Annotated in this window: 20 protein-coding genes; 14 read left to right on the top strand and 6 right to left on the bottom strand. The window is 67.1% G+C overall.

Annotated elements, in window-relative coordinates:
- The first annotated feature begins 36 nt into the window (after positions 1 to 36).
- The 8 genes from GOC52_RS11405 to GOC52_RS11370 all read left to right on the top strand — a co-directional run bounded on the left by GOC52_RS11405 (position 37) and on the right by GOC52_RS11370 (position 9499).
- Positions 37 to 3156 carry a TonB-dependent receptor gene (locus tag GOC52_RS11405; RefSeq protein ID WP_191849462.1) on the top strand — a complete coding sequence of 1040 codons (3120 nt, stop codon included), beginning with the start codon at positions 37 to 39 and terminating at the stop codon, positions 3154 to 3156.
- 27 nt (positions 3157 to 3183) lie between these two features.
- Positions 3184 to 3939: a Slam-dependent surface lipoprotein gene (locus GOC52_RS11400; RefSeq protein WP_010485368.1), complete on the top strand. Its 756-nt coding sequence runs from the start codon at positions 3184 to 3186 to the stop codon at positions 3937 to 3939.
- 59 nt (positions 3940 to 3998) lie between these two features.
- Positions 3999 to 4763, top strand: a complete 765-nt coding sequence (locus GOC52_RS11395) for a Slam-dependent surface lipoprotein (protein ID WP_043396189.1) — start codon at positions 3999 to 4001, stop codon at positions 4761 to 4763.
- Positions 4764 to 4853: 90 nt separating this feature from the next.
- Positions 4854 to 6308, top strand: coding sequence for a surface lipoprotein assembly modifier (locus GOC52_RS11390; protein ID WP_049455127.1), 1455 nt, complete (start codon positions 4854 to 4856; stop codon positions 6306 to 6308).
- 136 nt (positions 6309 to 6444) lie between these two features.
- Positions 6445 to 6849 (top strand): response regulator, encoded by a 405-nt coding sequence (locus GOC52_RS11385; RefSeq protein ID WP_019337750.1) that lies wholly within the window; start codon positions 6445 to 6447, stop codon positions 6847 to 6849.
- A 9-nt stretch (positions 6850 to 6858) separates the two neighbouring features.
- On the top strand, positions 6859 to 8454 hold the full coding sequence (locus tag GOC52_RS11380) for a PAS domain-containing sensor histidine kinase (RefSeq protein WP_191849460.1): 1596 nt from the start codon (positions 6859 to 6861) through the stop codon (positions 8452 to 8454).
- A gap of 70 nt (positions 8455 to 8524) precedes the next feature.
- Positions 8525 to 8866, top strand: a complete 342-nt coding sequence (locus GOC52_RS11375; RefSeq protein ID WP_010485378.1) for a type II toxin-antitoxin system prevent-host-death family antitoxin — start codon at positions 8525 to 8527, stop codon at positions 8864 to 8866.
- A gap of 3 nt (positions 8867 to 8869) precedes the next feature.
- Positions 8870 to 9499: an AAA family ATPase gene (locus GOC52_RS11370; RefSeq protein ID WP_010485380.1), complete on the top strand. Its 630-nt coding sequence runs from the start codon at positions 8870 to 8872 to the stop codon at positions 9497 to 9499.
- Positions 9500 to 9598: 99 nt separating this feature from the next.
- On the opposite strand, the gene proP is transcribed toward GOC52_RS11370, so the two are convergent.
- The 3 genes from proP to GOC52_RS11360 all read right to left on the bottom strand — a co-directional run bounded on the left by proP (position 9599) and on the right by GOC52_RS11360 (position 11789).
- Positions 9599 to 11086: a glycine betaine/L-proline transporter ProP gene (proP, locus tag GOC52_RS11365; protein WP_191849458.1), complete on the bottom strand. Its 1488-nt coding sequence runs from the start codon at positions 11084 to 11086 to the stop codon at positions 9599 to 9601.
- A 261-nt stretch (positions 11087 to 11347) separates the two neighbouring features.
- Complete coding sequence (locus GOC52_RS20840) at positions 11348 to 11476, bottom strand: hypothetical protein (protein WP_256202341.1); 129 nt, start codon at positions 11474 to 11476, stop codon at positions 11348 to 11350.
- An 85-nt stretch (positions 11477 to 11561) separates the two neighbouring features.
- A complete protein-coding gene (locus GOC52_RS11360; protein WP_019337747.1) occupies positions 11562 to 11789 on the bottom strand; it encodes a hypothetical protein in 228 nt (75 codons plus the stop codon).
- Between the two features lie 162 nt (positions 11790 to 11951).
- Between GOC52_RS11360 and GOC52_RS11355 the strand changes: the two genes are divergently transcribed.
- From GOC52_RS11355 to GOC52_RS11345, 3 genes are all read left to right on the top strand, one after another.
- The gene (locus GOC52_RS11355) at positions 11952 to 12368 is read left to right on the top strand and encodes a baeRF12 domain-containing protein (RefSeq protein ID WP_019337746.1); all 417 of its coding nucleotides are present in this window, start codon (positions 11952 to 11954) and stop codon (positions 12366 to 12368) included.
- Between the two features lie 5 nt (positions 12369 to 12373).
- Positions 12374 to 12697 (top strand): thioredoxin family protein, encoded by a 324-nt coding sequence (locus GOC52_RS11350; RefSeq protein ID WP_191849457.1) that lies wholly within the window; start codon positions 12374 to 12376, stop codon positions 12695 to 12697.
- 96 nt (positions 12698 to 12793) lie between these two features.
- Positions 12794 to 15148, top strand: coding sequence for a GH92 family glycosyl hydrolase (locus tag GOC52_RS11345; protein WP_099559534.1), 2355 nt, complete (start codon positions 12794 to 12796; stop codon positions 15146 to 15148).
- Positions 15149 to 15226: 78 nt separating this feature from the next.
- Here the strand turns inward: GOC52_RS11345 and GOC52_RS11340 are convergent, their stop codons facing one another.
- Entirely contained in the window at positions 15227 to 16606 is a 1380-nt protein-coding gene (locus GOC52_RS11340; protein ID WP_049455133.1) for a sensor histidine kinase, read from the bottom strand.
- Positions 16599 to 17273 (bottom strand): response regulator, encoded by a 675-nt coding sequence (locus GOC52_RS11335; RefSeq protein WP_019659837.1) that lies wholly within the window; start codon positions 17271 to 17273, stop codon positions 16599 to 16601. Before GOC52_RS11335 ends, GOC52_RS11340 begins: the two co-directional genes overlap by 8 nt.
- 62 nt (positions 17274 to 17335) lie before the next feature.
- Between GOC52_RS11335 and GOC52_RS11330 the strand changes: the two genes are divergently transcribed.
- The 3 genes from GOC52_RS11330 to GOC52_RS11320 are packed head-to-tail and all read left to right on the top strand — an operon-like array spanning position 17336 to position 22826.
- Positions 17336 to 18583: a TolC family protein gene (locus GOC52_RS11330; RefSeq protein WP_164191122.1), complete on the top strand. Its 1248-nt coding sequence runs from the start codon at positions 17336 to 17338 to the stop codon at positions 18581 to 18583.
- Positions 18580 to 19752, top strand: a complete 1173-nt coding sequence (locus GOC52_RS11325) for an efflux RND transporter periplasmic adaptor subunit (protein WP_043396164.1) — start codon at positions 18580 to 18582, stop codon at positions 19750 to 19752. Before GOC52_RS11330 ends, GOC52_RS11325 begins: the two co-directional genes overlap by 4 nt.
- Positions 19749 to 22826 (top strand): efflux RND transporter permease subunit, encoded by a 3078-nt coding sequence (locus GOC52_RS11320; RefSeq protein ID WP_191849455.1) that lies wholly within the window; start codon positions 19749 to 19751, stop codon positions 22824 to 22826. The genes GOC52_RS11325 and GOC52_RS11320 overlap by 4 nt, the downstream gene beginning before the upstream one ends.
- 117 nt (positions 22827 to 22943) lie before the next feature.
- On the opposite strand, the gene GOC52_RS11315 is transcribed toward GOC52_RS11320, so the two are convergent.
- Positions 22944 to 23687, bottom strand: coding sequence for an SDR family oxidoreductase (locus tag GOC52_RS11315; RefSeq protein ID WP_191849453.1), 744 nt, complete (start codon positions 23685 to 23687; stop codon positions 22944 to 22946).
- Positions 23688 to 23789 lie beyond the last annotated feature (102 nt).

Here is a 23789-nt window from a genome sequence, read left to right as displayed (position 1 = left end):
GCCCGTGGTTCCGCCACGCTTGAGGAGTTCCTGTCCATGCCGTCCACGGCATCCGCCTGTCATCGTCGCGCCACCGTCCTGGCTCTTGCCATCTCCACCGCATTGCTGCCGCTGGCCTGGGTGCCGGCCGTGCAGGCGCAACCGGTGGTCGTCGCACCGTTGCGCCAGTACACCATTCCGGAACAGCCCCTGGCCGACGCCGTGCGTGCCTTTGGCCGCCAGGCCGATGTGCAGGTGGTGTTCCGCAGTGACCTGGTGGAGGGCCGCCGCTCCAGTGCAGTGAGTGGTGAGTACAGCCAGATGCAGGCACTGCAGCAGCTGTTGCGCGGCAGCGGCGTGCGTGCACAGCGCGGCATGGACGGTACCTGGAGCCTGCTGGCCGCAGCGGAGGCGGGTGAGGGGGACGGGGTGCGGGTGACCAAAACACTGGACGTGGCCGGCCGCCTGCAGTCGGAAGGGGGCGAGGCGCGTGATCGGCGCGGCTACGATGATGTGTTCGCGCTGGACCTGACCACGGCGTATTCGGGGCGCGACCGGGTGGAGCGCTATCGCGGCTCCAACCCGGCCGACGTGGTCAAGGATCTGGTCGGTGTGTTCAGTGGCGATGCGCGCAACAGCGGCGCGCTGGACATCAACATCCGCGGCATCCAGGGGCCGGGGCGGGTGCCGGTCAGCATCGACGGTGGCGAACAGGCGCTCACGGTCTGGCGCGGCTACAACGGCGTCAGCAACCGCAATTACATCGATCCCAACCTGATGGGTGGCATCCAGGTCATCAAGGGGCCAGGGCTGGTGCGCGATGTGCACAGCGGGATCGGTGGCGCGCTGGTGATCAAGACCATCGACGTCGATGACATCGTGGAAGCGGGTGAGCGCTTCGGCGGGGAGCTGAAGATCGAAGGCAGCAGCAATGCGGTGGCGCCACGCCTGCCGCGGCTGCACACCGGCGAGGATTACCGCACCGTGCCGGGGTTTCCGCAGGGCTCGCCGAACTCGCCCTACGACGACCGCACCCTGGTGGTGCCGGTGAAGTCGCGCAGTGGCAACAACCCCCTCGATGGCGAGGACCAGGCCTGGCGCCTGGCGCTGGGCGTGCGTGGCGACAACGTCGACCTGATGGCCGCCTACGCCTGGCGCAAGCGCGGCAACTACTTCTCCGGGACCCAGGGCAGCGCCTACTACGACCAGGACCGGCGCGAGCAGTTCGAGTACCAGGGCATCGACTACATCACCACGCTGGCGCGCTATTTCAAGCCCGGCGATGAAGTGCCCAATACTTCCAGCGAACAGGAGTCCTGGCTGGTCAAGGGCAGCTGGCAGATCAACGATGACCAGCAGTTGAAGGCGACCTGGCGGCGAACGCTGTCGCACTACGGCGAGATCATGCCGTCGCGCATCCTGTCGGCACCGGACTATGGGCGCATCCAGTGGCCGCTCAGCCGGGTTGCGTCCGATGCCTGGAACCTGGAGTACCGCTTCCAGCCGGCCGGCAGCCGCTGGCTGGACCTCTACGCCAACCTGTGGCGCACAGAGACGGACAGCGATACCTACACCGCAGGCGGCTTTCCGAACTTCGCCCCGGGCAATCCGGACTGGAATGCCGGCGCCAGCCCGATTCTGCGCAACACCGCGCTGGCAAATGCGAGCAACGACCGGACCGGCCTGACCCTGAGCAACCGCTTCGCCCTGCATTCGACCCTGGACCTGACCGTGGGCGGCAACTGGCAATACGAGAAGCTCGGTTCGCGTGACCCGTATTTCGGCCCGTCCGACGGCTGGCGCATGTACCCGCGTGCCGGCCGTCGCCAGGAGGGCGAGGGCTACCTCACGCTGGAATGGCGTCCGGTCGACTTCCTGACCCTCAATGCCGGCGTGCGTTACAGCCGTTACTGGGCGTTCGACGACTTCCTGCAGGCCCACCCGGAACTGCAGACGACCTCGATCGTGCCGCGCGAAGCACAGTACCGGGTGAATGAACTGCCGCCGCGGCCGGACAGCCTGCAGGGCGAGATCGACGCACTCGAGAGCGAGCGGGAATTCTGGGACAGCATCGGCATGGGCTGGATCGTCGATCAGTCGCTGGCCGACCTGCTGCGCAAGTACGAGACACCCAGGGAGGTCCAGCACGGCATTCCCTGGTTGCCCGATGCAAACGGCAACTACAGCCGGGCCACCAATCCCTGCCTCAACGGTCAGGTCGCCGCCATCCCCGGGCTGCTGCCGATGGTCCTCGGCACCGACATCCGCTGCAGGATCGGGGGCGGGGCGATGCAGTCGGTGGCCGGGCGCAACGAACGGCACCGCGATCACGCCTGGTTGCCGACGTTCTCGGCGACGGTGCGTTTCTCGCCGGCCGCTCGTGCCTATCTGCGCTACAGCGAGGCGGTGCGCTTCCCCAGCATGTTCGAAAGCACCATTGCGTTCTCCAGCAGCCTCAATCCGCTGTATCCACTCAAGCCGGAGCATGCCTACAACTACGAGCTGGGGTACGTGCACAACCTTTCCGGGCTGTTCGGCAACACCGCCGATGCCGACGTCAAGCTGGCCTATTACGTGCACAAGACCCGCAATGTCATCGAGCGTGATGCGTACTTCATGTTCGACAACATCGACAAGCAGACCATCCGCGGCATCGAGCTGCAGGCGCGCTTCGACAACCGGCGCTTCTTCACCGATCTGGGCATCAGCCGCATCCTTGAAAACGAAGTCTGCGATGAAAGCTCGGCGGTACGGCTGGATGCGGACCAGGGGCGGGTGCCCAACTGCGTCCAGGATGGCTTCGTCAGCGGCTATCTGCTGACCCAGGCCACGCCGAAGCTGTCGGTGAACTGGTCACTCGGCACCCGCCTGTTCGATGAGCGCCTGGAGCTGGGCAGCCGCATCGTGCACTACCAGCGGCACGACAATCCGGACCTGCAGGCCTACCGCGACCGCCTGATCGCCGGGGGCAGCAGCCTGCTCTGGCAGAACGTGCCCTTCACCTGGGGAAACATCACCACGGTGGATGCCTACGCCCGCTGGCGCTTCAACCAGCACGCCAGCGTCGAGCTGGTCGGCAGCAATCTCGGCAACCGCTATTACGTCGACCCGGCAACACGCTCAACGCTTCCGGCACCGGGCCGCACGATCAAGCTTGGCATCACCGCGCGCTTCTGAGTCCGTATTCGACAGGGAGAATCAACCGTGAAACAGCCCCGCACCCTTGTACTTTCGATCGGCCTGCTGGCTTCCATGCCGGTCATGGCTGCCGACATCGCTGGCGGGCAGAGCCCGGCCCAGGACGGCGTCCATTACATCAACGCAGGCGAATCGACACTCAATGCCGGTCCGCACCGTTCCGGTCGCGCAGGCGTTTCGTTGGGGCCGTATGCCAACGCGGCGCGAGTGGACGTGGCCAGCCTGGTGCCCTACGCCACCACGGTGGTGCGTGGCGCAACCACGGTCCGCACGCTGGGCCCGGACGCAGGCCTGCCGTTCGCCACCGCTGGCGTGGGCCACTTCAGCTTCGTGCAGGTGGGCAATGCAGATGTCTGGTTCGGTGAATGGTCATCCAGCGGCGCGCAGGCGGGCTTCAATCACCGCCAGGTGTTCTTCGTCGGTGACCGTGCCGGTACTTCGCTGCCAGCAGGCATCGTGACCTACACCTTGGCTGGCATCAACCGCTTTGATGGCAGCGGCGTGCTGGAAGGTGCACTGCGGGCGAATTTCGATACCGGCACCGTTACCGCCGGCCTGGTCGGGACCGGATACAGGCTCGCCGCGAGCGGCACGCTGGATCGCGCCACCGGTGCGTTCAGCGGTTCGGCCATCGCCAATGGTTCGATCATCGGTACCAGCAGCGGCCAGTTCTTCGGCGCCGGTGCCAGTGCGGTGACCGGCATCGCAACCTTTGCCGGCAACAGCCAGTTCGATACGTCCTTCGGCGGTCAGCGCAACTGATCCGCCGCCGTTCCTTTTTGTGTTGTACCCGTAGTTCCCTCAACCCAAGGAGCAATACCATGAAAATGATCAACCGTTCCCTGTTGGCCGTCGCCGCTGCACTGGCCCTGGCCGGCACTGCGCAGGCGGCCGACATCGTCGGCGCTGCCAGCCCGGCGACCGATGCGCAGCTGTACGTCAAGGTGGGTGCGTCGGAAGTCAACGGCGGCCCGCACTCGGCCGGCAAGGCCGGTATCGGCGTTGGCACCGTGTCCAATGCCAAGCCGGTCGATTTCCAGGGCCTGGCGGCCTACTCGGCCCCGACCACCGTCAATGGTGTCACCGTACGCACACTGGCCATGCCGATCACCGGTACCCCGGGCAGCCATTCCGGCATGGGCCACTTCAACTTCGTCAAGGTCGGCAGCGGCGATGTGTGGTTCGGCGAGTGGTCCAAGGATGGCGCCGCTGGTGGCTTCAACAACCGCCAGGTCTATTTCGTCGGTGACCGTGCCGGCACCACGCTGCCGGCCGGCGTGGCCACCTACAGCGTGGCAGGCCTGAACAAGTTCAATGGCAGCAACCTGCTGTCGGGTACGTTCCGCGCCAACTTCGGCAATGGCACCCTGCTCGGTGGCCTGAGCGGTGGCGGCCTGTCGATCAACGTCAACGCCAACATCAACAGCGCCAACGCCTCGTTCGCCGGCACCGCCACCGCCAACGGCAGCGTTGCCGGCACCAGCCAGGGCCAGTTCTTCGGCGCCAACGCGGCCACCCTGGCCGGTATCGCCACCTTCAGCGGCAACAGCCAGTACGACACCGCCTTCGGCGGCAGCAAGAACTGATCGCCACGCCCCTGACGGGGCAGGGCAGGGACAAGCCGCGATCCGCCAGTCCCTGCTTCGGCCCGCTGCATGCACCACCACGGATCGACCATGCGCCATTCCATTTTCCTTGTCGTACTGCTGTTGGCTGCCACCGAGGTGCGCGCCCAGCAGGACGATCTTCGTCGTGTGCTTGAACAGGGCACCGAACTGCGCCACCAGCAGCAGGACCAGCAGCGCCTGCAGCAGGCCGAGTCGGAGCGGCCGACCATCACCATCGACGGCCAGACGCTGCGCGTGGAGCGCACCGTCGATGATCTTGGCCAGGCCCTTTACCTCTCTCTGCAGCATCAGCAATGGCAGGCCGCCGCTGCGTTCCTCGATGAGTACATCGAACTGCCGGGGCATGACCCCCTGCTGCGCCACTATGCGCAGGGGGCGCTGGCGCGGGTGGCAGGCGACCATCGTCGCGCGGCGATGGAGTACGAAGCGCTGCTGGCGGCGCAGCCGGATTTCCTGCCGGCCCGCCTCGAGCTGGCACGTGTCTATGCGGAAGACCAGCGCGATCGCGATGCGGCCGCGCTGTTCACCGCCATCGCTGCAGGCATCAATGCCGATGATCCGGCCACGGCCGGCGTCCGCGCGCGCGTGGACGGTTACCTGGGTGCCCTGCAGGCGCGCCAGCGCTGGAAAGGCGCGCTGTCCGCCGGCCCGGCATGGAGTGACAACATCAACCGCAGTTCGGCCAGTCGCACCTGCCTGTTCGGCGTGGGCGACGCCTGCATCATCGAACGGAAACTGCCGGACGCCCAGCGCGCGGCGGGCCTCGACTACGACGCCAGCCTGGAACGGCGCTGGGTGCTCGGCGGGCATCATGGGCTGTACGTGCGCGGTCTCGCCTTCGGTCAGGCATGGCGCGGGCACAGTGCGTACAACGAGCTCAATGCCAACGTGCAGGCGGGTTACAGCTGGCGTAGTGCACGGCAGACCGTGATGCTCGCCCCCAGCTATGACTACCAGGCCCTGGGCAACCATGCGCTGCAGGGCGGCAGTGGCGTGCACGCGGAATGGCAGTACGCCCTGGATGCACGCAGCCTGCTCAAGCTGGAGGCTGACTGGAAGCGCCAGCGCTACCGCCAGCAGGGCCTTGCCAGTAACTACGACGGCGAGCTGGCATCGCTGTACGCCACCTGGTTCCGCGCGCTCAATCCACGCTGGACGGTCTTCGCCGGGCTGGATGTCACCGACAGCAGCGCAGCCGACCCGGCCAACGGCTACCGCCAGCGCGGCCTGCGGCTGGGCGCGGCGCGGCAGTGGAGTGGCACCACGGCCACCGTATTCGTGTCGCTGCGCCAGCGCGACTACGACACCTGGAGTCCGTTGCTGGAGGCGCGCAGGCAGGACGACGAACAGAACCTGATCGCCATCGTGCGCAGCGAGCGCTTGGCCGTGGCCGGGCTGGTACCCAGCCTGAGCCTGCGCTACGCGCGCATCGACAGCAACGTCGGCTGGCTGTACAGCCACGACCGCAGCCTGCTCAGCCTGAAGTGGGAACGGGCCTTCTGAACGCGGCGTTGCAATGCCGCGGTGAACGCGCCGTGGCCGCGACCTTCATCCATCATCACGCGCTCTTGTAGCCCGGTTCGCGCATCCTGCGGGCGTTGCGGCAGAGGTGGGCCGCGTGTATCGAGGAGCGCCGGTCGTGCTGGAAGCGGGCAACAAACCAGAGGGCCTGAAAGGGCTGCGTGTACTGGTGGCGGAGGATGAATTCGCCATCGCGATGTTCCTGGTCGACTATCTGGAGCTGAAAGGCGCACAGGTGGTGGGGCCTGCCGGTGACCTGCAGGCGTTGGGGCAGCTGGTCGATACCCATCCCATCGATGTGGCGTTGCTGGACATCAACCTGGGCGGTGAGCAGGTCTATCCGCTGGCCGATCGGCTGGCCGAGGCGGGTACCCCCTTCCTGCTGACCTCCGGTTACGACGACAACCTGCCCAGCCGCTTCGCCAGCGCGCCGCGCTGTACCAAGCCTTATCACATCGAAACCCTGGTGCAGCAGCTGGCCGGGCTGGTGGCGGCGCCGCAGGTCTCTGCGGGCATCGCCTGATTGCGCGGCATGTCGCGCCGTCCTGAAGGCATCCACGCCGCCACGCTGCGTGGCGGGATGCCACCTGCGCCGCGCCTGCATGCGCGCCACGATGGCATGGCCGCGCGTATCGCCCGCCATGACTGGTCATCCACGCCCTTGGGTGCCTGCGCGCAGTGGCCGCCCCACCTGCGCGCCACCGTCGACCTGATGCTGGCCCATGGCTTCCCGATGATCGTGCTGTGGGGCGAGCAGCTAGTGCAGCTCTACAACGATGGCTATGCCGAGATCCTGGCCGACAAGCATCCCGGTGGACTCGGCCAGCCGACCCGCGAGTGCTGGCCCGAGGTCTGGCACATCAACGGGCCGCTCTATACCCGGGTTTGGCAGGGCGAGACGCTCACCTTCGAGGACAAGCTGTATCCGCTGGTCCGCCGGGGGCGTCTGGAGGACATCTGGTTCACCATCACCTACAGCCCGATCCGTGGTGAGGAAGGGCGCATCAACGGCGTGCTGGTGACGATGTTCGAGACCACCGCCGCGCATCTGGCGCGGGCCGCGCGCGAGCGCGAGGAACTGCGGCGGCGCGAGAGCGAGCGACGCCTGGAACTGGCCTTCAGGATGCTGCCGGTCGGCCTGTGCATCGTCGATCTGCAGGGTCGCATGCTGCTGTCCAACGACCAGATGCGTGCCTACCTGCCCAGCGGCAAGGTGCCTTCCACCGATGAGGCCAACCTGCATCGCTGGCGTGGCTGGCATGCCGACGGTAGCGCCATCGGGCCGGAGGATTTCGCCATCGCCCGTGCGATGCGCGGCGAGACCGTGGTGCCGGGGCTGGAGTTCCAGTACCTGCACGACGATGGCCGCGCGCGCTGGACCCGGGTCGCGGCCGCGCCCCTGCGCGATGGCGATGGCGAGGTCAGCGGGGTGTTCGCCATCGCCGTGGACATCGACGATCTCAAGCGTGCCGCCGAGCGCCAGTCGGTGTTGCTGGCGGAGCTGCAGCACCGGGTGCGCAACATCATGTCGACCATCCATGCCATTGCCTGGCGGACCCGCGAGTCGGTCAGCAGTGTGGATGAATACGCCGAACGGTTGTGCGGGCGACTGATGTCGCTGGCACGCACGCAGAGCCTGCTGACCCGTGGCGCCAATGCCGGGGTCTGCCTGCGTGGCATGATCGATGAGGAGATCGCGGCGCAGACACCAGCAGCGGCCGCCTGCCGCCTGCAGGGCGAGGACGTGCTGCTGCCGCCGAAGGCGGCCGAAGTGCTGTCCTTGGCGATCCACGAATTGGCGACCAACGCCCTGCGGCATGGTGCGCTGACCCATGAGGACGGCCGGATCGACGTGTCCTGGCACCTGCAGGTGCAGGACGGGCAGCCGTGGCTGGGGCTGCACTGGTGTGAACGCCATGCCACCGTGGAAGACTGGGAGCTGCCCCGGCAGCGTGGCCTTGGCCGGGCGCTGATCGAGCAGCGCGTGCCGTACGAGCTCGCCGGCAGCGGCGAGCTGCGCTTTGGCCCACAAGGCCTGGATGCCTGGATCCGCTTCCCGCTGCGCGAGCGTGACAGCCTGCTGCAGACCGATGCGCCGGACGCGGCGGCGGACGGTTCCGGCAGGTAAAGGTCCATTTATCCCCAATTGGGCCAAATTGGGTATAGTGGCCATTATCCACCCTGCCCGGAGCCGTGCCATGACCCTGCCGCTGGATCTGCCTGGCCTCGAGAAGGCCCCAGCCTCGTCGGTGAAGACCCGGGGCTGGCCGAGCCTGATGCGTACCGTGCGCGAGAAGCAGGCGCTGGTCATCACCAACCACAACCACCCCGAAGCGGTGATCGTGGACATCCGCACCTACCAGGAGCTGCTGGCCAAGGCCGCCGGCAGCGATGCCGGTGAGCGCAGTGAAGAACTGCTGCGCCTGCGCGGCGAATTCGACCAGACTCTGGCTGGCCTGCAGCGCGGTGAGGGGCTGGGCAAGGTGCTGGGCCAGCCGATCCGCCGCGGCCGCAAGGTCACCCTCGGCCGTCCGCTCTGACCGATGGGGCGGATCCTGGTGCTGGCCGGCGTCAACGGCGCCGGCAAGAGTTCGCTGCTGGGAACCTGGCTGGAAGCCGAAGGGCTGGGCTGGTTCAACCCCGATTCGTTCACCCGCCGCCTGGTAGAGGCGGGCTGGCCGCTGCCCGACGCCAATGCCGAGGCCTGGCAGGAAGGCACCCGCCGCCTGCGCCAGGCCATGGCCGATGGCACGGACTTCGCCTTCGAGACCACGCTGGGCGGCAACACCATTCCGCGCCTGCTGCGCGAGGCCTGCGAGCACCATCACGTCGCGATCTGGTTCTGTGGCCTGGCCACGGTGGACCTGCACATTGCCCGTGTTGCAGCGCGGGTGGCCGCCGGCGGCCATGACATTCCGGTGGAGAAGATCCACGCCCGCTTCGATTCGGCACGCGAGAACCTGCTGGAACTGCTGCCACACCTGGCCGAGCTGCATGTCTACGACAACAGCGCTCCCGCCGACGCCGACGGCTGCGTCGAGCCGCTGCCGGTGCTGGCGATGGCGCACGGCCAGCTGCAGTACCCGGTCTCGGTGGCCGAGCTGCTGCACACGCCGGACTGGGCCAAACCCATCGTGATGCGTGCGATGGAGTTGAACGCTGCGCGCGATTGAGGGCGCGTACGTTGTAGAGCCGAGCCCACGCTCGGCTGATCCCTCGAAAGGCAGCCGCGCGCGGGCTTGGCCGTACAACAACGCCGGCTTCGCCGAGCCTCAGGCCGGCTTTACCTGCTCAGGCTCCGCAGTCTCCGGCAGTGGCGGCAGGCTCGGGTCCACCGTCACCGGCACATCGCTCTTCAGCAGTGCGGCGGCTTCCTTGTCGCTGCCGACCGCCGGCGGTGAACCGCGCAGCGGCAGGCCAGCGGTCTCCTTCACGAACAGCATGGTGACCAGGCCGATCACTGCCGCGCCCATCAGGTAGTAGGCCGGCACCAGCGGGTCGCCGGTACGTTCCACCAGCCATGCGGTCACCAGTGGCGTGGTGCCACCGAACAGCGACACCGACACATTGAAGGCGATCGACAGTGCGCTGTAGCGCACCGGGGTATAGAACAGCGCCGGCAGCGTGGACGGCATCGAGCTGGTGAAGCACACCAGTGCCAGGCCCAGCAGCATCAGGCCGAGGAAGATCAGCCAGTCGTTGCCGCTGCCGATCAGCAGCAGGCAGGGTACGGCCAGCACCAGCAGCGCGATGCAGGCACCGATGATCATCGGGCGGCGGCCAAGCTTGTCACTGAACAATCCGCCGACGATGTTCAGCGGCATCATCACCAGCATCACGATGATGATCAGCAGCAGGCCCTTGCTCTCGGCATAGCCCATGGTGACGCTGAGGTAGCTGGGCATGTAGGTCAGCAGCATGTAGTCGGTCACGTTGAACACCAGCACCAGGCCCATGCAGACCAGCAACTGGCGGCCATGTACTTGGAACAGCGCGGCGAGCCCGGGCCGGTCGTGCTCGCGCTTCTCGGCTTCCTCGGCGAAGGCGCGGAAGGCCGGCGTTTCCTCCAGTTTCATGCGCATGTACAGGCCGAGCAGGCCCAGCGGGCCGGCCACCAGGAATGGAATGCGCCAGCCCCAGTCCAGCATCTGTCCGCTGCTCAACAGCATGTGCAGCGCGGTCACGGTTCCGGCGCCGGCGATGTAGCCGCCCAGCGTGCCGAACTCCAGCCAGCTGCCCATCAGGCCGCGGTTGCGGTCGGTGGAATACTCGGCGATGAAGGTGGCCGCACCGCCGTACTCGCCGCCGGTGGAGAATCCCTGCACCACACGTGCCAGCAGCAACAGCACCGGTGCCCAGATGCCGATGCGCTCGTAGGCGGGAATCAAGCCGATCGAGAACGTGCCCAGCGCCATCAGGATCATGGTGAACGCCAGCACTTTCTGGCGCCCATAACGGTCGCCGAGCGGGCCGAACACCAGGCCGCCGAGTGGACGCACCAGGAATGCCACGGTGAAGGTGGCGAAGGCGGCGATCACCTGTGCCGTGGGGTTGCTGGACGGGAAGAACACCTGGCCGATGGTGACGGCCAGATAGCCGTAGACACCGAAGTCGAACCACTCCATGGCATTGCCAAGTGCGGCGGCGCCCACGGCGCGCTTGAGCATGGGCTTGTCGACGACGGTGATCTCATCGACCTTCAGGTGGCGGCGGCGTTTGAACCAGCCGAAGTGGGCATGGGAATCGGGCGTGTCCTGCATAGGGGCTCCCTTGTAGGTATGGAATAGGGGAATGGGTGCTGTGGCGTGTCCCGGAAATCGGAAACGGCGATGCAGGCGCAAGTGGCGCAGGGGCATCGGAAGGCGGCGTGGGGGCCGGGGAATGTGTGCAGGCGCAACGCCACGCGCACGGCAAAGCACCGCCGCAGGGGCGGAGACGCGAAAACGGGATCACAGCGGCCGCGCAGTCAGCGGCCAGGTATCACATCAGCGTAGGCGGTGCAGGCAGAGCGCCTGCGGGCGTCATCCGCCGGGATCCAGCGCGAGGCGATGGAAATGCAGGGCGGGAGCATTCGTGGCAAGCGAAGCGCCGGTCGGCAGTGCTTCCCACGTAACAGGTGCGCCCGTCACGTAGTGGGTCGTGTCGATCATCTGTTCATCATAACGGCATCGGCGTGAGCATGCAGCGAAGCAGGCTGATCTGCACGCTGTGTTCCACCTCGCCTGTTCAGAAGGCTCAGGCCGACTTCGCCACCAAACCGAACACCGTGCAGGCCATCGCCAAGGCGCCCGGCAGTGCCAGTTTCCGCGTGACCAGTGCGGCGCCGATCATGGTGAGCACCGAGAGCATGATGGCCAGGGCGAAGAACGGTTGGCCCTGCAGGAACTGGTGAATGCAACCGGCACAGCCGGCAATCGCCAGGCTGGTGGCAAAGCAGACGTGGAACAGTGAGCCAGCGTACACAGAGGTTCCTCGCGATGATGGAGGCCATAGCGGCAGGCAGGCGGACAAATTTAGCGCTGATTGCAGATTGCGATGACGGGATCACATCCTGTACCCGCTCTGGTGACATCGGCGTGCATAAGGTGGAGCGCACACCCACTTTTCGGATTGATGGAGGATGCAATGGCGCGGACGATTCCCGAAGGAACTCTGATCGTGGTAGCCGACGGTGGTTCGGCGCGGGTGTTCACCAACGTGGGCAGCAACCACCAGTTGACCCTGAAGCAGGAAGGCGAACTGCGCCTGCAGGACATCAGCGAGCAGGGTGTATCCGGGCAGGGGCCTGCGGGTGCCGTGCCGAAGGACATGTCGGTCTCGCAGCTCAATGAGGCCACGTTCGCCAAGCAGGTGGCCGAACAGCTCAACGAAGATGCCTTGAAGAACCGCTATGCGCACCTGGTATTGATCGCCGACCCGACCACGCTGGGTCGCATTCGTCCGCTGCTGCATAAAGAGGTCCAGGCGCGATTGCTCGGGGATATTGCCAAGGATCTGACCAACGCGCCGCTGGAAGACATCCAGAAGGCACTGGCGGCGTAGCGCTCATGCCGTTCATGCGTGATCACCTTGCGAACGGGCCCACCTCTGCGGAGGTGGCGGCGCAGCCTGGCTGGCGGGTGCTGGAGTTCGGTGCGCCCTGGTGTGGTCATTGCCAGGCCGCGCAGCCCGCGTTGCAGGCCTTTGTCGAAGCGAACGATCTGCCGCATTGGAAGATCGAGGATGGCAAGGGAAGGCCATTGGGGCGAGCGTTCAAGGTGAAGCTGTGGCCGACGGTGGTGCTGCTGCGCGATGGAGAAGAGATCGCGCGGGTGGTAAGGCCGCTGGACAGCGCGGATCTCATGTCGTTGCAGAGCGCACTTCCCGGTTGAAGAGTAAACCCGGTGCGGGACACCGGGCAGTCGCACTGCAGCATGCGGCGTGACAGGCCCGGTGCTAGGATCCCGCTATCACCTGAATCGATCCAAATGCCGATGCCCACGCTGGACCGTCGTCTCCTGATCGCTGTCGCCGCCACGGCGATGTTCGCTTCCGGCCTGGCGTCGGCCGCGCCTGCCAGAACCGCCGCCGACAAGGCCTATGCCTCGGTCGACCCGTTCATTGGTACGGGTGGTGAAGGCCACACTTACCCGGGTGCCACGGTGCCGTTCGGCATGGTCCAGCTCAGCCCGGACACACGCATCCAGCCACGCGAAAAGGCCTATGGCTGGGCAGCCGGCTACCGCTACGACGACAGCAGCATCGTCGGCTTCTCGCACACGCATTTTTCCGGCACTGGCCATTCCGATCTGGGCGACATCCTACTGATGCCGTTCACCGGCAGTCCCGGCCTGGAGCGTGGCGATCCTGAGAAGCCGGGCAGCGGCTATGCCTCTCGCTTCCGCCATGATGATGAGAAGGCCGAGCCGGGCTACTACGCCGTCACCCTGGACGACTACAAGGTGCGCGCCGAGCTGACCACCAGTGCGCGCGTGGGCGTGCATCGCTACGCCTTCCCCAAGGGCGCCGACGCCAAGGTGCTGCTGGACATGCGCACCAGCATGTACGACTACCCGGGCAAGGTGCTGTGGTCGCGGGTGCGGGTGCGCGCCGATGGTACCGTGACCGGCTTCCGGGAGACGCGCGGCTGGGCGCCAGGTCGCCAGCTGTACTTCGCGATGCGTTTCTCGCGGCCGCTTTCCGGGCATGAGCTGCACAACACCGAGCAGGACATCGTCTACAAGGGCTTCCCGCCGCCGGGCGAGAAGGATCCAGCGCAGCGCGCACAGGTCGAAGGCCGCCAGCTGGTCGGTACCTTCGCATTCGGCAAGCTGGATGCACCGCTGGTGGTCAAGGTCGCGATCTCGCCGGTCAGCGAAGTCGGCGCCATTGCCAACCTCGACGCGGAAGTGGCCGACTTTGATTTCGATCGCGTGCGTGCGCAGGCGAAACAGGAATGGACGCAGGCGCTGTCGGTGCTCGATATCGATGCGCCCGAGCACGCCCGCCGCAGTGCCTATACCGCGCTGTACCACACCCTGCTGGGGCCGACGCTGTTCATGGATGCCGATGGCCAGTACCGCGGGCCGGACAATGCCCTACACAAGGCCGAGGGCTACACGAACTATTCCACGTTCTCGCTGTGGGACACATACCGGGCGCTGCACCCGTTGCTGACGCTGGTGCAGCCGGAGAAGCGCAACAGCGACTTCGTCAATTCGATGCTGGCCCACCACGAGCACAGCCCCTACGGCATGCTGCCGGTGTGGTCGTTCCATGGCCTGGAAGACTGGTGCATGATCGGGTACCACGCGGTGCCGGTGATTGCCGATGCCTACGTGAAGGGCATTCGTGGCTTCGACGCCGACAAGGCACTGAAGGCGATGATCGAGACTGCCAACTACGGCCCCTATGACGGCATCGCGCAATACCGCGAGCTGGGCTATGTGCCGATCGACGAGGAAGGCGAGGCCGCCAGCAAGACGCTGGAGTACGCCTTCGATGACTGGACCATCGCGCGCATGGCGCAGGCGATGGGCAAGACCGATGTGGCGGCGACCTTCGACAAGCGCGCCGGCAACTGGCGCAATGCCTTCGACAAGGACACCGGCTTCATGCGTGCGCGCAAGCGCGATGGCAGCTTCCGCACTCCGTTCGACCCCAGCGCCAGCGGCTATGGCACCGACTACACCGAAGGCAACGCCTGGCAGTATTCGTGGTACGTGCCGCAGGATGTTGCCGGACTGGCAGCAGCGCACGGTGGCAGCGACAAGCTGCTCGCGCGCCTGGACGATGTATTCAACGCCAAGGTGGATCCGTCCATCTTCGAGCACATGGAAGACATCACCGGCCTGATCGGCTGGTATGCGCATGGCAACGAGCCCAGTCACCATGTGGCCTACCTGTATTCGTACGCTGGCCAGCCGTGGCGCACCCAGGCGCGCCTGAAGCAGATCATGGACACCCAGTACGCCGATCGCCCCGATGGCCTGGCCGGCAACGATGATGTCGGCCAGATGTCGGCGTGGTACGTGTTCACCGCCCTGGGCTTCTATCCGGTGGCCCCGGGCTCGGGCGAGTACATCCTCGGCCGCCCGTTCCTGCCGAAGACCGCGATGCGCCTGCCGAACGGCAAGGCGTTCACCATCGTGGCCGATGGGCTGGATGACGGGCACACCTACGTCGGCAACGTGAGCCTCAACGGCAAGCCGCTGCAGCGCACCTTCCTGCGCCATGACGAGATCCTGGCAGGTGGCGAGCTGCGTTTCACCATGCAGGCCGAGCCGAACAAGGATTGGCCGGGGCAGGGCGCGCAGGCGCCCTATTCGATGACGGCGCCGTAACGGAAACGCCGGGCCATGCCCGGCGGAGTGCATTGATGCGCCCTGGGTAGGTGCCAACCTTGGTTGGCACGCAGGAGGTCAGCGGGAACGAAACCGCAACCCCACCCGCGCACCGCCGATCGGGGCGGTATCAATCATCAGGGTCGCCCCATGTCGCTGCGCGATCTCGGCCACGATCGCCAGTCCCAGGCCGCAGCCATCGCCCTCGCTGCTGGCCCGGTAGAAGCGTTCCGTGACGCGCGAGCGCTCGGTTTCGGCAATGCCGGCGCCGTTATCGTCCACCCATACCTGCATGCCTTCGACCTCCTGCCGAACGCCGAGGGTGATCACACCGCGCGAGGCGCCATAGCGAAGCGCGTTGTCCAGCAGGTTGCCCAGTGCCTCGCGCAGCAGCTGTGGATCGCCCTGCACCTGCACGCCGTCGTCGGGTCCGTCGTAACCCAGGTCCACGCGCGCAGCCAACGCGCGATCGGCGTAACGCTCGACCACGCCGCGCGCCAGCGCGGCCAGATCCAACGGCTGCAGCGGCAGTGCACTGCCATGTGGATCTTCCGATCGGCTGAGCATCAGCAGTTGGTTGACCAGGTGCTGCAGCCGCGCCAGCCCGGCCAGCGTGCCGGACAGCGCCAGTTGCTGGGCCTGCGGATCGTGCTGGCGCAATGAACTCTCAAGCTCCACCTGCATCGCTGCCAGCGGCGTGCGCAGCTGGTGCGCGGCATTGCTGACGAAGCGCCGCTGTGCATCCTGCATCGCGTCCAGGCGCTGCAGCAGCGCGTTGTAGGCCTCCACCGCCGGCCACAGTTCGCGCGGAGCTTCCTGCGCCGGATCCAGCGGCGCCAATGGATCCGGCCGCGGGCTGGCCAGCTTCCGCGCAACCAGGTTGGCATGGCGTGCGGCAGCGCCTGTACCGGACCAGGCCAGCCATGCCGCCAGTGCCAGGATCGCAGCCTGGAACGGAACGCTGGTCAGCAGCAGCTTGCGCTCCAGCCGGTGCCGCTTGCGCAGTGTCTCGGCCACGCGCAGCCGGATGTCATGACCCGGCCCGGCGCTGACCACCACTTCGACCATGCGCACGGCCTGCCCACGCAGCCGCGCATCATAGTAGACCGGGTCGTCGCTGCCGGCGGACATCGACGGGCGTGGCAATGCCTCGGGCAGGTCGCCATACAGGCGCCCACCCGCGGCGTCGACCACCTCGCCATGCACTTCGTCGGCGGTGTCCCAGGTGAACATGCGCGACACCGCCGGGGTGATCTCGATGGACGCGCGGCCGTCCTGCACCGTCACCAGCTCGGACAACGACATCGCCGAATCCAGCAGCCAGCGGTCGTAGACCTGGCCGGCGTAGAAGCGCGCCAAGGCGAATGAACCCACTGCGCTGCACAACAGCAGTACCAGCAGTGGCAGCCACAGGCGTCTCAGCAGCAGGCCACGCAGGCTGTGCACGCGCTCAGTCACCCACGGCCTCCAACCGGTATCCAAGCCCACGCAGCATGCGGATGCCGACGCCGGCGTGGGTCTGTTCCAGTTTGCGGCGCAGGCGGCTGACATGCACTTCGATCACCGACAGGTTGGCCTCGTGGTCCCAGCTGTACAGCGCGTCGAACAGGCGCTGCTTGGTAACCGTGCGGCCGGGATGCTGCATCAGTGCCTCGACCAGCGACAGCTCGCGCGCGGTCAGCTCGATGCGCTGACCGTCCACCTGCACTTCATTGCGGACGCTGTCGAAGCACAACCGGCCCAGCCGCTTCTGCGCCGGTGCATCGCTGCGGCGGCGCGACAGCGCACGCAGGCGCGCTTCCAGTTCTCCCAGGGCGAAGGGCTTGGCCAGGTAGTCGTCGCCACCGCGGTCGAGGCCGAGGATGCGGTCCTCCACACCATCGCGTGCGGTCAGGATCAGCACCGGCAGGGTGACGCCGTCGTTGCGCAGGCGTGAGAGCAGGTCCAGGCCATCGACGTCAGGCAATGAAAGGTCCAGCACCATCACGTCATACGGTGCGCTGGCCAGTGCCGCCGGCGCGTGCAGCCCACGCGAGAGGTGGTCGCACAGATGGCCGGCACCCTGCAGGGCGCGGATCAGTCCATCGGCCAGCGCGGCGTCGTCTTCGATCAGCAGGATTCGCATTGCAAGCTTCGTGCAAGGTTGGGGCAAGTTTGGCGCAAGTGCATCACCTTACCGTGACGTGCATGAATTTCTCCCCTCGTTTTGCGGCCGTGCTGGCCACTCTTCTGTGCGCGCCCACCGCTTCGGCGCTGTCCCTGCAGGAAGCGCAGCGCGCCATGGAAGCACACAACCCGGACCTGCGTGCGGCGGCACTGGAGCTGCGCGGCGTGCAGGGCGATGTGCAGACGGCGGCGTTGCGCCCGGCCACCGAGTTGTCGATCGGCACCAGCAAGATCAGCCCCAAGCATGGCATCGGCTCCGGACGCTGGCAGGACAAGCGGGTGGACAGCACCGTGGGCCTGGGCTGGACCTGGGAGCGCGGTGGCAAGCGTGCGTTGCGTATCCGCCAGGCCGATGCGCTGCTGGAAGTGGCCGGGCTGGAGATGCTCGATGCGCGGCGCCGCCAGCAGGTGGCGCTGCATGAAACCTATTTCGCTCTGAAGGGCGCACAGGAGCGGGCGCAGATTGCCGATGCCAACCGCCAGAGTTCGGCCGAGCAGATGGCGGCGGCGGACAAGCAGGTTGCCACCGGGGCGATGGCGCCGGTCGACCGCGCGCGGCTGGCAGTGGACGACCTGGCGGTGGCCGACGCGGCGCGCGAGGCGTCGCTGGATCTGCGCGATGCGCGGCATGCGTTGGGGCTGCTGCTCGGCCGCGACGACAGCCATGACCTCAGCGCCGATGATCCTTGGCCGGAGACCAGCAGCGTGGCCAGCGTGCGTGCGTTCGATCCGCAGCAGCGTGCCGACCTGCGCGCGGCACGTTCGCGCCTGGCTGCGGCCGACGCCGGTGTGGCACTGGCGCGCAGTGAGCGCCACCGCGACATCCAGTTGGGCGTGGAGGCCGAGCGCGAGCCGGCTGACATCAGCGGCGTCACCTGGGGTGTGTCATTGACCATACCGCTCGGCGGCCCGTCACGTGCACGCGGCGCGATCCAGCGTGCCGAGGCCGACCGTGACAGTGCCGCGCTGGAGCTGCAGGTGCTGCAGCGCGAAGCGCGTGCCGAACTGGACCAGTTGCAGGCCAGCGCGCAGTCCGCCGCGCAGCGCCGGAGCGACTACGAAGGACTGCAGTCCGACGCCGCACGCAGGGCGGTGCAGGGCATCGAGCTGGCCTACCGCCGCGGCGCCGCCAGCCTGACCGATCTGCTGGATGCGCGCCGCAGCTGGCGCGAGTTCGAGGCCGCGTTGATTGAAGCGCGTGCCGACCATGCCATTGCCCTGGCGCGCTGGGAAGCGGCCACATCCGTTGCTGAAGGAGAGTCCCGATGAAGTCCACCGTCGCTTATCGACCGCAGGCGCGACGGGCCGTGCTGCCGGCCTTGCTGGCGCTGGCCCTGCTGGGCGGCTGCGGCCGCGAACCGGCGTCGTATACCGAGGACGCGCCGAAGGTCAGTGCTGGCCAGATCCAGTTTCCTGCCGGTAGCCGCCAGCTGGACGTGCTACGCAGCGAGGCGGTCACCGCCGGCGCCAGCGCCAGCCTGCAGCTGCCGGGCCGGGTGGTCTGGGACGAGACGCGCTCCAGCGCGCTGCGTACGCCGTTGGCGGGGCAGGTGGCGCGCATCGAGGCACAGCCGGGGCAGAAAGTGAAGGCGGGCCAGGTGATCGCCTGGATCACTTCGCCCGAATTCGGCCAGGCCCAGGCGGAGGGCGTGCGCGGCCGTGCCCAGCTGCAGCAGGCGCGCAAGGAGCTGGAGCGCACCCGCGAGTTGCATGCGGCAGGTGTGGCGTCGGGCCGCGAACTGGACGAGGCCGAGGCCAATTTCGCCGGAAGCCAGGCCGATCACGCGCGTGCGACCGCCTTCGCCAAGTCCTATGGCAATGGCCAGCACGTCGACCAGCGCCTGCCGTTGCGCGCGCCGATCGATGGCGTGCTGGTGGAGCGGCGGATGAGCCCGGGCATGACAGTCAGCCCCGACAGCGAACAGCCGTTGGCGGTGATTGGCGATCCGGACCGCCTGTGGTTGCTGCTGGATGTACCGGAGAGCCTGGCCGGACGCTTGAAGGCGGGCATGCAGGTGAGCGTTTCCGGGGCCGATGGACAGCCGCTGCAGGCGACCCTGCAGCACGTGGATGACTTCGTCGACAGCGAACGCCGTGTGGTGCAGGCGCGCGCCGAGCTGGACAACCGCGCACGCGGTTTCAAGGCGGGGCAGTACGTGCGCGCCCAGGTGGCGTTGCCGGCCGAGGGCGGCGTCTCGCTGCCCGATGCGGCCGTGTTGTTGATCGACGGCAAGCAGGTGGTGTTCGTGGAGGAGGGCAAGGGCCGCTTCGTGCGTCACGCGGTGCATGCCGAGGAACTGGGCGATGGCCGGCTGTGGGTCCGTGAAGGCCTGGCCGCAGGCGCCAGGGTGGTGGTCGAGGGCGGCCTGCTGCTGCAGCAGCTGGCGGACAGCGCGCCTGCCGCCGCCAGCAGCGGCACGGGGCACGCCGCCCCATGATCGATCGCCTGATTGCCTACTGCCTGCGCCAGCCGCTGATGGTCATGCTGGCACTGCTGCTGTTCATCGGCGCTGGCATTGCCGCGTTCCGCGTGCTGCCGGTGGAAGCCTTCCCGGATGTGTCCGACACCCAGGTGACAGTGGTGTCGCTGCACCCGGGCCGTGCCGCCGAAGAGGTCGAGCGCGAGGTGACGATGCCACTGGAAGTGGCGTTGTCCGGTATCCCGCATTCGGTGCGGGTGTTCTCGCATACGCAGTTCGGCCTGTCGATGATCATCCTGACCTTCGACGACAAGGCCGATGACTACTTCGCGCGCCAGCAGGTGCTGGAACGCCTGCAGGGCGTGGAACTGCCGGAAGGGGTAACGCCGGAACTGGAGGCGATGAGCTCGGCGGTAGGTGAGATCTACCGTTATGTGCTGAAAGGCCCGCACATGACGCCGACCCAGCTGCGCACCGTGCAGGAATGGACAATGGAACGCAGCCTGCGCACCGTGCCGGGCGTAGCCGATGTGATCAGCTTCGGTGGCTTCGCGCGCACCTTCCAGGTCAAGCCGGACCTGGACAAGCTGCGTGACCGTGGCATCAGCCTCGGTGAGTTCGCCGAGGCGCTGGAGAAGGGCAGCTCGAATGCGGGCGGCGGCTACGTGGAGCGTGGGCAGCAGCAGTTCCTGATCCGTGGCGTGGGCCTGATGCGTTCGCCGGCGGACATCGGCAACGTGGTGGTGGCGCAGCGCGGGGGCACGCCTATCCTGGTGCGCGACCTGGCCGGCATCGCCGACACCGGCCTGCCGCGCCAGGGCCTGGTCGGCCAGGACGACAATGACGATGCGGTGTTCGGCATGGTCCTGATGCGCAAGGGCGAGAACCCGTCCGATGTGCTCGACGCCCTGCATGCGCGCATCGCCGAGATCGAGGCCAACCAGTTGCCGGCCGGCGTCAGCATCGAGCCGTTCTACGACCGCTCGTGGCTGGTCACGACCACGCTGAAGACGGTCTTCCGCAACCTGCTGGAAGGCGCAGTGCTCGTGTTCCTGGTGCTGTGGCTGTTCCTGTACAACGCCCGGGCCGCGCTGATCGTGGCGGCGATGATGCCGCTGGCCCTGCTGTCGACCTTCCTCGGCCTGCATCTGTGGGGTGTGCCGGCGAACCTGCTGTCGCTGGGTGCGATGGATTTCGGCATCATCATCGATGGCGCGGTGATCGTGACCGAACACATCGTCTCGCGACTGTCGAAGCTGCCGTCCACCGCCGACCGGAAGACACGGTTCTCGACCATTCTTTCAGCTGCATCGGAAGTGGGTCGACCGACGTTCTTCTCGATGCTGATCATCATCGCCGCGCATATCCCGATCTTCACCCTGCAGCGCCAGGAAGGCCGCATGTTCGCGCCGATGGCGTACTCGGTGACCTCGGCATTGATCGGCGCGCTGATCCTGGCGCTGACCGTGGTGCCGTTGTTCTGCTACTGGTGGCTGCGGCGCGACCGCATGCGCGACGGCAATCCGCTGATGGACCGCCTGACCGGCTGGTATCGGCCGGTACTGGAGCGCGCACTGGCTCGCCCGCGTGCGGTGGTGCTGACCGCGGTTGCGCTGCTGGTCGGCACGCTGGCACTGGGTACCCGGTTGGGTTCGGAGTTCCTGCCGGAGCTGGACGAAGGCTCGATCTGGCTGACCGCCACGCTCGACCCGAGCACCAGCCTGGCCGAAGCACAGCAGCAGTCGCGGCGCATCCGTGAGCTGGTCGGCACCTTCCCGCAGGTGTCGACGGTGGTGGCCAAGCTTGGCCGCCCGGAAGACGGCTCCGACGCCAAGGGCGCCAACCAGATCGAGGCGCTGGTGGCGTTGAAGCCGGAGAAGGAGTGGCCGAAGGGCGTGGACAAGCGGCAACTGGTGAGCGACCTGCAGCGCACGCTGGAGCAGCGCATCCCGGGGCCTGAGTTCTCGATCTCGCAGCCGGTGCGCGACAACATCCTGGAGAGCATCTCGCAGATCAAGGGCCAGGTGGTGATCAAGGTCAGCGGCTCGGACCTGGACGTGCTGAATCAGCAGGCGCAGGCGATCCTGGGTCAGGTGCGTGGTGTGGAGGGCGTGGAGAGCGCCTTCATTGACCGTGACGGGTCGTTGCCGCAGCTGCAGATCGAGATCGACCGCGACCGTGCCGCGCGCTATGGCCTCAATGTGCGCGACATCGACGAGGTGATCGAGACCGCACTGGGCGGGCGCCAGGTCGGTGAACTGTGGGAGGGCGACCGCAGGTTCCCGATCACGCTGCGCCTGGACGACGCCGACCGCGACCTGCAGCGGCTGCGCACGGTGCCGGTGGGCATCGGCGATGGCCACACCGTGACGCTGGCCGACGTGGCCGACTTCCGCATGGCCAGCGGCGCGATCAACATCTCGCGCGAGAACGCACAGCGGGTAAAGGCGGTGAGCATCTTCATCGCCGGGCGTGACATGGGCAGCGTGGTGGCCGACATGCGCAAGCGCGTGGAGGCCAGCGTGCAGCTGCCGGAAGGCTACCGGCTGGAGTGGTCCGGCGAGTTCGAGAACCAGCAACGTGCGATGAAGCGTCTGGGCTGGGTGATCCCGCTGTCGGTGCTGATCATCTTCGTACTGCTGTTCGATGCCTTCAAGGACGTCAGCAGCGCCGCGCTGATCCTGGCCAACGTGCCACTGGCGATGATCGGCGGCATCCTCGCCCTGTGGTTGACCGGCATTCCACTGTCGGTGTCGGCGGCGATCGGCTTCATTGCATTGTTCGGGCAGGCGGTGCTGAACGGGGTGGTGATGCTCAGTCGCTTCGCGCAGCTGCGCGAGCAGGGCATGGACCTGCTGCAGTCGGTGGTACAGGGCTCGCTGCAGCGCCTGCGCACCGTACTGATGACCGCACTGCTGGCGATGTTCGGCCTGCTGCCGATGGCCACCTCGCATGCGATTGGTGCCGAGACCCAGAAACCGCTGGCGGTCGTGGTGATTGGCGGCCTGCTGTCGGCGATGCTGCTGACCCTGCTGGTGCTGCCTACGCTGTACTACTGGGTACACCGCCGTCGCGAGGCGCGCATCGCCTGACCTACCTGTAGAGCCGAGCCCATGCTCGGCTGCTTCTGGCCTTTGCGCGAAGAGCAGCCGAGCATGGGCTCGGCTCTACAAGGGCGTCGCGCCATGCGTGGATGCCACCTGTGCGGACTACACCATCCCGCCGTTGGCGCGCAGGACCTGGCCGTTGACCCACCCGCCATCGGCACCGGCCAGGAACCCCACCGCACCGGCGATGTCCTCCGGTGTACCCAATCGCTGCAGGGGGTTCATCTTCGCCAACCGCTCGATCAGTTCCGGTGACTTGCCGTCCAGGAACAGGTCGGTGGCGGTCGGGCCGGGGGCCACTGCGTTCACGGTGATGTTGCGCCCGCGCAGCTCCTTGCTGAGGATGGCGCCCATCGTCTCCACCGCTGCCTTGCTGGCCGCGTACACGCTGTAGTTCTCCAGCTTGATGCCGACCACGCTGGTGGACAAGGTGATCAGCCGGCCACCGTCGCGCACCCGTCGCGCGCTTTCGCGCAGCACGTTGAAGGCGCCCTTGAGGTTGATGCCGATCACCCGCTCGAACAATGCGTCGTCGGTGTCGGCCAGCGGCGCCAGCTGCAATACGCCGGCGCTGTTGACCACCACGTCGATGCCGCCGAAACGGGCCTCGATGGCGTCGAACAGCTGGTTGACCGCCTGTGAATCGACCACGTCGGCCTGCAACGCGATGGCCTGCGCACCGGCCGCGTTGAGTTCGGCCGCCAAGGCTTCGGCGTCGTCGCGGCGGCCCGCATAGTTGATCGCGACCGCGTGGCCATCTGCGGCGAGCCGGCGGGAGATGGCGGCGCCGATGCCACGGGAGCCGCCGGTGACCAGGGCGACAGTGCGGGCGGGGGAGAGGGTCATGGTCGGTTCCAGCGGAGCGCGCCGGAATGGCGCAGGGCCATCTTCGTCATCTCTCCCGCCCGGATAATCATGCATAATCCGCCAACATCATTCGGGTAGCCG

The sequence above is a fragment of the Stenotrophomonas sp. SXG-1 genome, assembly GCF_014083965.1.
Lineage (GTDB): Bacteria > Pseudomonadota > Gammaproteobacteria > Xanthomonadales > Xanthomonadaceae > Stenotrophomonas > Stenotrophomonas geniculata.
Note: the sequence above shows the minus strand (reverse complement) of the source record. Positions and strands in the feature narration are given on the sequence as shown.